Annotated in this window: 6 protein-coding genes; 2 read left to right on the plus strand and 4 right to left on the minus strand. The window is 72.6% G+C overall.

The genetic code is table 11. From position 1 onward, the window contains the following. From OO014_RS18505 to OO014_RS18515, 3 genes are all read right to left on the minus strand, one after another. Positions 1-276, minus strand: a 276-nt coding sequence (locus tag OO014_RS18505; RefSeq protein ID WP_272463803.1) for a hypothetical protein, incomplete at its 3' end; no start/stop codon positions are given. Then, the gene (locus tag OO014_RS18510; protein WP_272463804.1) at positions 273-3503 is read right to left on the minus strand and encodes a glycosyltransferase; all 3231 of its coding nucleotides are present in this window, start codon (positions 3501-3503) and stop codon (positions 273-275) included. The genes OO014_RS18510 and OO014_RS18505, both read right to left, overlap by 4 nt. A gap of 168 nt (positions 3504-3671) precedes the next feature. Next, positions 3672-3938, minus strand: a complete 267-nt coding sequence (locus OO014_RS18515; protein ID WP_272463805.1) for a WhiB family transcriptional regulator — start codon at positions 3936-3938, stop codon at positions 3672-3674. A 331-nt stretch (positions 3939-4269) separates the two neighbouring features. On the opposite strand from OO014_RS18515, the gene cofD reads away from it, so the two are divergent. Together cofD and OO014_RS18525 are read left to right on the plus strand one after the other, a co-directional pair. Next, positions 4270-5271, plus strand: a complete 1002-nt coding sequence (gene cofD, locus OO014_RS18520) for a 2-phospho-L-lactate transferase (protein ID WP_272463806.1) — start codon at positions 4270-4272, stop codon at positions 5269-5271. Then, a complete protein-coding gene (locus OO014_RS18525) occupies positions 5268-6371 on the plus strand; it encodes a coenzyme F420-0:L-glutamate ligase (protein ID WP_272463807.1) in 1104 nt (367 codons plus the stop codon). Before cofD ends, OO014_RS18525 begins: the two co-directional genes overlap by 4 nt. A gap of 65 nt (positions 6372-6436) precedes the next feature. On the opposite strand, the gene OO014_RS18530 is transcribed toward OO014_RS18525, so the two are convergent. Further along, positions 6437-7408 carry a zinc-binding dehydrogenase gene (locus OO014_RS18530; protein WP_272463808.1) on the minus strand — a complete coding sequence of 324 codons (972 nt, stop codon included), beginning with the start codon at positions 7406-7408 and terminating at the stop codon, positions 6437-6439. Positions 7409-7495: the final 87 nt, after the last annotated feature.

Consider the following 7495-nt stretch of genomic DNA (forward strand, 5'->3'; position numbering starts at 1 on the left):
CGCCCCGGGCACGTCGCGCATGCCCGGCACTCCGACCCGCTGCTGGCCGGGGCAGACGAGCGCTGCCGACTCGACGAGCATCTCGGAGGCCTGCGGCACCCCGGTCCGCTCGTTGGGGCGCGCGAGCTCGACGGTGTCGTCAATGGTTCCCGCGGCCACCGTCAGCGCGGCTGCCGCCACGGTGATGAGGGCCGCACGGGACACTCCGGCCCGGCTCCAGGAACGCGGCAGACGAGCGGCTGCCGCGAGTCGGCCCAGGGGGCGCGCGGGGCTCATGACGGGGACCTCCTTGACCGACGGTTCCCGAAGGGCAGTGCCATGAAGATGACGAACGCGAGCGCAAGGCCCTGGCCGAGGCGGAGCCACGGTTGTGAGGCCGCCAGGTCGATCCGGAGCAGGCCACCTCCGGGCGGCAGCGCGTAGGAGGGCAGCGCGGAGCCGGATACGGGCTGCAGCACCTCGCCTCCGACGGAGACGACGGCGTGCCGCGCCCATTCGAGGGGCTCAGCGACGACCAGGAGTCGGCCCTGCGGTCCTGGTGACACACGCTCCTCCACGGCCCCGTGGGGCCCGCGCGTGGGCACCAGGGCCAGGTGGCGCCCGTCGGCATCGACGACTCGCACCCGAGACGGCGCCGCCGCAGGTGCGGCACCCGGCGCCGTGTCCTGCGGCACGACCCTCCACAGGATCCCCTGGTCGCTCGAGCCGAGTCGGCTGAGTCCCTCGGTGGCGTCCAACCGCCGGGTGAGCGGGTTGTCCGGCCCCGCCTGGACCTGGACGAAGCCGATCCCCCACTGCACGAGCTCGTCGGCCTCACGTACGTCGGTGGCCCGGCCGCCGACGAGACGAGCCGTCACGTCGACGAGCGACCGGTCGTCGGCACTCGCGGGGCGGTCGAGATCCCGAAGCAGGTGTCCCGGCTCGCGGCCCACGAGGACGAAGTCCACCACCTCGTCGCTGGGACGCAGCAGCAGCAGCCGGTTGCTGAGTGGGTCCTTCGACTGCTCGACGGCAACGGCCGGAAGTCTGGCCTCGTCCACGGTCAGGGTCCGGCTGAAACCCGCGGCGCCCCAGACGGTGAGCAGGACAAGGACGGGAACGAGCAGCGCCGCCGAGCGGCCCACCTTGCCCGCCACCAGCCACCGGCCCGGCAGCGACGCGGTGGGCCGCGCACCCGGGGCCACGACCGCCGGGCGACTGGCGACGAGGATGCCGACGAGGACCGCGGCGACCCAGAGCTGCAGTCCCGCTCCGGCCCACAGATGTGCCGCGCCGGAGGTCCCGACTCCGGTCTCGGCCGAGCCCAGCACGAAGCGCCCGGACCCCAGCGCGACAGACAGCCCGGTGAGGCCCGCCAGAGCGGTGATCGCGAGACCCACGCTCTCGCCCCGACCCGCGGCCCGCCGTGCGTAGCCGAGGACGCCCACGGCGAGGAGAGGGAGCGCCGCCCACACCGCCACGCCTGCGGCGGCATCGAGGAGAGTCGACGACGTCGCGGACTCCTGGCCCGCCGGCTGGCCGGGATGGCCGGGGTGGCCCAGGACCATCTGCCACGGAGGAGTCGTGGTCACCGTGGAGAGCAGCCCCGGGCCGGACAGGAGGAGCCGCCAGTCGGCGATGACCGAGCCGGTCCACGTCGCAAGCACGGCCAGCGGCGCGAGCAGCAGCACCAGGGCCCGCAGCCGACGCGTGCCGGGCCCGAACACCAGGAGGCCGAGGGCGGCGGCAGAGGTGAGCGCAAGGTATGGGGGCTCGACCGCGGCCAGCAGGGCCACGGCGAGTGCCGTCGCAAAGGTGGCGGTGTAGCTGCCGTGCCGCCTGGCTGCGAGGGCGAAACCGGCCAGCACGAACGGGACCAGGACATGCCCCAGGGCCGCAGTGAGTCGCCCGTCGGCGACGGCGGTCGTGAGGACGGAGGAGCTGGCCCAGGCAAGGGCCACGACGGCCCTCGCACTGCGGGGGACGGACAGGACCCTGGACGCGAGATACGCGGACCAGGCGGACAGCGCGGGCGCCAGGAAGAGCAGCCAGGCCAAAGTCACCCCGACGGTGGAGCGGCTCTCCGACATCCCCGGCAGCAGCTCGGCGACCCAGGTGACGGCGGCCAGCACGGCCAGGTGCGGACCTGACTCCCCGCCGGAGCCGAGCCCGGAGCCGTGCCACGCGTCCCAGAAGGCATGCCACAGGCCGGACGAGTCGCTGGCGACGGGGCGCAGCTCACCACCGGCCAGGCCGGTCCCCGTCGGCGACAACGCTCCGGCCCGGAGCCCGTCGCGCCAGGCGATCACACTGACGAGCAGAGTCGTCGTCACTGCGACGACGCCGGGATGGGTGGCGATCCGTTGCCCGAGGGCAGGTGGGAGCACCCCGAAGGCCTCGGACTCGTCCGACGTCGGCCCGGTCTCCGTGGTGGGCGCTGCCTCGCGACGGGGACGCGCTCGCTCCGGGGTGATGGAGTCCTGGATGTGGTCCAGGGTCGATCGCGCAGCCGCCACCGGCGAGACGAAGAGGGTGCGCAGGTCGCTGCCGCGGAGGCGGCGAGTGCGTCGTCCTCGCCAGCGCGCTCCGAGGACGGCAGCCGGCCGGAGCAGTGCGCCGAGGTCCCCCAGCTCACGCCAGGCTGCGCGCGGGCGTTTGGCCAGGAGCAGGACCAAGGCCGCAGTGAGGGAGGACAGCGCGATCCACGTGGCCATGAACGGCATGGCCGCCAGCGAGCAGCGGGCCAGGGCCACCCTGCGTGCCGCTCGGCGGCTGCGCCGTCCGTCCGGCGACGCCACCTGGTCTGCAGCACGGTCGCGCACCTCGGTCTGGCCCACCCTCAGCACGGTGGCCCCGGGCACCACGATCACCCGGTGCCCGGCCAGGTGGGCTCGCCATCCGAGGTCGAGGTCGGCGCCGACGCCGTCGAAGGCCGGGTCGAAGCCGCCGAGGTCGGCAAGCACGTCCCTGCGGATGATCATCCCGCTCAAGGTGACGGCCAGGACGTCCTCGCGCTGGTCGTGCTGGCCCTGGTCGGCCTCCCCGGGCTTGGGGGACGCCATCAGCCGTCCGGTCCGCGTGACCTGCAGGCCGAGCGACACGAGACGCCGCGGATCCGCCGCGTCGACGACCTTGGGGCCCGCCACGCCGACGGAAGGAGACCTCCCCGCGGCGTCCAGCAGCCGTTCCAGAGCGGTCGACAGGGGCACGGCCCGGTCCGGGACGACCCACAGCCACTCGGACGTCGCGGCGGGTGCGTCGTCCGGCTGCTCGAGGGGTGCCAGCTCGGCCGCGGCGAGGTTGATGGCGACACCGTCGGGCACCGGTTGATCGATGCGGTGGATCTGCACGTCGCGGATCGCGTGCCGCACCCTGGAGTGCGCCTGGGCGATGGCCATCGAGGTGTCGCTGCTCGCCACGTCGACGATGAGCAGTCGGCTGGGCAGCACCGTCTGAGCGGCGAGTGCGTCCAGACACCTCGCCAGCCGGGCGGCACCGTCGCGCACCAGCACGACCGCGCTCACGGCCTGTCGAACGACCACCGGCTCCGAGACAGCCGCTCGTCCCGTGGAGGGGGGGACGGACGAGGCGGCTGCTCCGGCGCCGGAGGGCGACGTGTGTCCGTGGCTCAGGTCAGGCACTGCGCTCCTCCGCCCGGGTCCCGATGCGGCCCCCGGGCACGGCCCGCATCCTCAGACCGCGCGCTTCTTCAGCTTGCGACGCTCACGCTCCGAGAGGCCACCCCAGATGCCGAACCGCTCGTCGTTCGCGAGAGCGTATTCGAGGCACTCGGCGCGCACCTCACATCCCACGCAGACCTTCTTGGCCTCGCGTGTGGAGCCGCCCTTCTCCGGGAAGAACGCCTCCGGGTCGGTCTGGGCGCACAGCGACCGCTCCTGCCATGAGAGCTCACCGCCTTGTCCGCTCTCCTCCGACATCACCAACATCAGCTCGTGCATGACCCCTCCTCGACCCTGACTTCCTCATGTCAGCACTGCGCGTCCTCCTGCCGGCTGCTCCACCCGAGCTGGCCTGCCCGATCCGGGGCAACTGACAAGTACAACAATGAAATTACAAGCGTGTCATGCACGCCACGTCAAGCCGTATGATGATATTTGCCTGCCGGGTGCGGGGTCTGATAGGGCTGCGCCTCGACCCCTCCTCCGCGTCTCGTCCGACCCGCTCACGACAGGCTCCTTACCCCGCACCGCATCGACACACACCCCGTTTTCTCGACGACCCCGATGCCGCTCTGCTGGCGGCCGACCGGTCCCTGAGAAGATCGTCGGCATGCGCATCACAGCCCTGGCCGGCGGCGTCGGCGGCGCCCGCTTCCTCCGTGGTCTCCTGGAGCACCTGGCGACCACCCGAGCGAGTGACCGTGCCCAGGTCACCGTGATCGGCAACACCGGCGACGACATCACCCTCTTCGGCCTCCGGGTGTGCCCCGACCTCGACACGATCCTCTACACGTTGGGAGGCAGCGTGCACGAGGGGCAGGGATGGGGCCGCTCCGACGAGTCGCACCACGTGGCGGTCGAGCTGGCCGCGCTCGGGGCCACGCCGCAGTGGTTCTCCCTGGGCGACAAGGACCTCGCGACGCACATCTACCGATCTCAGCTGCTGGGACAGGGAGTTCCGCTGAGCGCGGTCACCGCCCGCCTCGCGGACCGCTGGGGGCTTCCCGAGGCGGGAGTCACGCTGCTGCCGATGACCGACGCGCCGGTCGAGACCCATGTGGTGGTGACGGAAGCCGGTGAGCAACGGGCCATCCACTTCCAGGAGTGGTGGGTCCGCCACGGCGCGGCCATCGACGCAGAGCGTTTCGTCGTGGCGGGCCTGGACTCTGCAGCGCCGGCACCAGGCGTCCTCGAGGCCATCCGCAACGCCGACGTCGTGCTCCTGCCCCCCAGCAACCCGGTCGTGTCCATCGGCATCATCCTCGGGGTCCCCGGAGTCCGCGACGCCCTCCGGGGCACCCGAGCACCGGTGGTCGGGGTCTCGCCGCTCATCGGCGGTCGACCGGTCCGGGGACACGCCGATATCTGCCTCGAGACCGTGGGTGTCGAGTCGAGCAGCGCGGGGGTCGCCGGCCTCTACGCGGACTTCCTCGACGGCTGGCTCGTCGAGACGGACGACGCCATGCAGGAGCCCCGGCCCGGGTCGGGGCCGGTCCTGGTCCGGCGGCCGCTGCTCATGAGCTCGGTCCAGGCGGCAGCCGACATCGCCGGCGCTGCCCTGAGCCTCGCCTCGCAGCTCGCCGCGAAGAAGGGCGGCGAGAGCAGGCCATGAGCAGACCGACGGCGGGACCCGGACTGACCTCCACGGTCACCATCACCCCTCTGAGGGGGATCCCGGAGGTTGAGGAGGGCGATGCGCTGGCCGACGTGCTCGAGGTAGGGCTGCGTTCGTCGGGGGTCCGGCTCCAGACGGGTGACATCGTCGTCGTGTCGAGCAAGATCGCCAGCAAGGCGCTCGGTCTCGTCACCCACGATCCCGACAAGGTCCGTGTCGTCGCCAACGAGACGGACTACGTCGTGGCCGAGCGAGCCACACCGGCGCACGTCACGCGCATCGTCCGGTCCAAGGCAGGTCCCGTCATGGCCGCCGCTGGGGTCGACGGCTCCAACACCGGCCGGCACGGTGGGTGGCTGCTGCTGCCTCATGATCCGGATGCGGTCTGCCGCGACCTGCGGGACGAGCTCCTCCGGCGGCACGGCGTGCGCGTAGGGGTCATCCTCAGCGACACCTCCGGGCGTCCCTGGCGGATCGGCCAGGTGGACTTCGCGCTCGGGCTCCACGGCCTCCAGGCCACTGACGACCTCAGGGGCGGCACCGATGCGGACGGTCGACCCCTCGAGGTGACGAGCCGGGCGATCGCCGACGAGATCGCCTCCGCTGCTGACCTCGCCAAGGGGAAGGTCCAGGCAGTGCCCGCGGCAGTCGTTCGCGGGCTCGCCCGATACGTCCCCGAGACCGACGTGCCGGCGGCGCCTCGCGGCCGGGACCTCGTGCGGACCGGGCCGGACGACTGGTTCGGCCACGGCAGGGTCGAAGCCGTGCGCGCGGCGCTGGGCGTCGAGCCCGGGACACCGGAGGCCGAAGCGGTCGGGATCCCGCCCGCGTCACGAGCCGACTCCACCCGGCTGGAGGCCGTGGGTCGGGCCGTGCGCGTCGCACTCCAGACCGTCGACTGCGGCACGGCGGACGTCGGCCGCCTCTCCGTCACGCTCGGGGCGGACACGCCCTTCGAGCTGGGGCGCCTCGCTGCACGCCTGGAGGCCTCCCTGTGGTCCGAAGGGCTCCACGGGTCCAGCGGACAGCCGAGTGCCGACGGCCGCTCCGTCGTCGTTTCGGTGACCGCCCTGCCGAGCGTGCATTCCCACGCGTGACCACCGTGACCACCGTGACCACCGTGGCGCCCTCGCCGCCGCGAGAGCGCCGGGCCACGGCCCGGTCAGTCGACCGTGAAGACGACCTTGCCGAAGACGTCACCCTCGACCATGCGCGCGAATCCCTCGCGTGCCTCGGCGAGCGGCAGGACGCTGTCGATGACCGGCCGGATCCCCTGCTGGACGACGAAGCGCGACAGGTGGGCGAGCTCGTCGCGCGTGCCCATGGTGGATCCGACGACCCGGAGCTGCTTGAAGAAGATCTTCGTCAGCTCGGCCTTGGTCGGGGCATCCCCGGACGTCGCACCCGAGATGACGATGGTGCCGCCCGGTTGCAGCGAGTTCACGGAGTGTGACCACGTGGCGGCGCCGACCGTCTCCATGACTGCGTCGACCCGCTCGGGAAGCCGCTCGCCCGACTCGAAGACCCGGTCCGCGCCGATGCTCAGGGCCTTCTCGGCCTTGCCCGCATCCCGCGAGGTCGCCCACATCCGATAGCCGGCCGCCGCACCGAGCTGGATCAGCGCAGTCGCCACGCCACCGCCGGCGCCCTGCACCAGCACCGTCCCGCCCGGCTTGACTCCCGAGTTGGTGAAGAGCATCCGGTAGGCGGTGAGCCAGGCAGTGGAGAGGCAGGCCGCCGCCTCCCACGAGAGGTCGGCCGGCTTGGGCACGAGGTTGCCCCGAGGGACGGCGACGTACTCCGCCAGCGTCCCGTCGTGCAGCTCGGACAGCAGGGTCCGCTTCGGGTCGAGCGTCTCGTCCCCCTGCCAACCGTCCGACGGGACGACGGCGTGGATGATGACCTCGTTCCCGGCGTCGTCGACGCCGGCGCCATCACAGCCCAGGATCATCGGCAGGCGGTCGGCGGGCAGGCCCACTCCACGCAGGGACCACACGTCGTGGTGGTTCAGCCCTGCCGTGCGAAGCCGCACGTTGACCCAGCCCTCCCGGGCCTCTGGGTCCGGCCGGTCCCCGACGACGAGGCCCGAGAGCGGATCGGTGGACGACTGACTGGCGGCGTAGACAGCAAGCATGTGAGCACCCTAACCACCGAGCCTCGCGGTGCGGGAGGGCAGTGACGTGACGCATCCCGCACTCCCCCACACCGACTCGAGTGGCCC

Source organism: Intrasporangium calvum, from assembly GCF_028446585.1.
GTDB classification, from domain to species: domain Bacteria; phylum Actinomycetota; class Actinomycetes; order Actinomycetales; family Dermatophilaceae; genus Intrasporangium; species Intrasporangium calvum_A.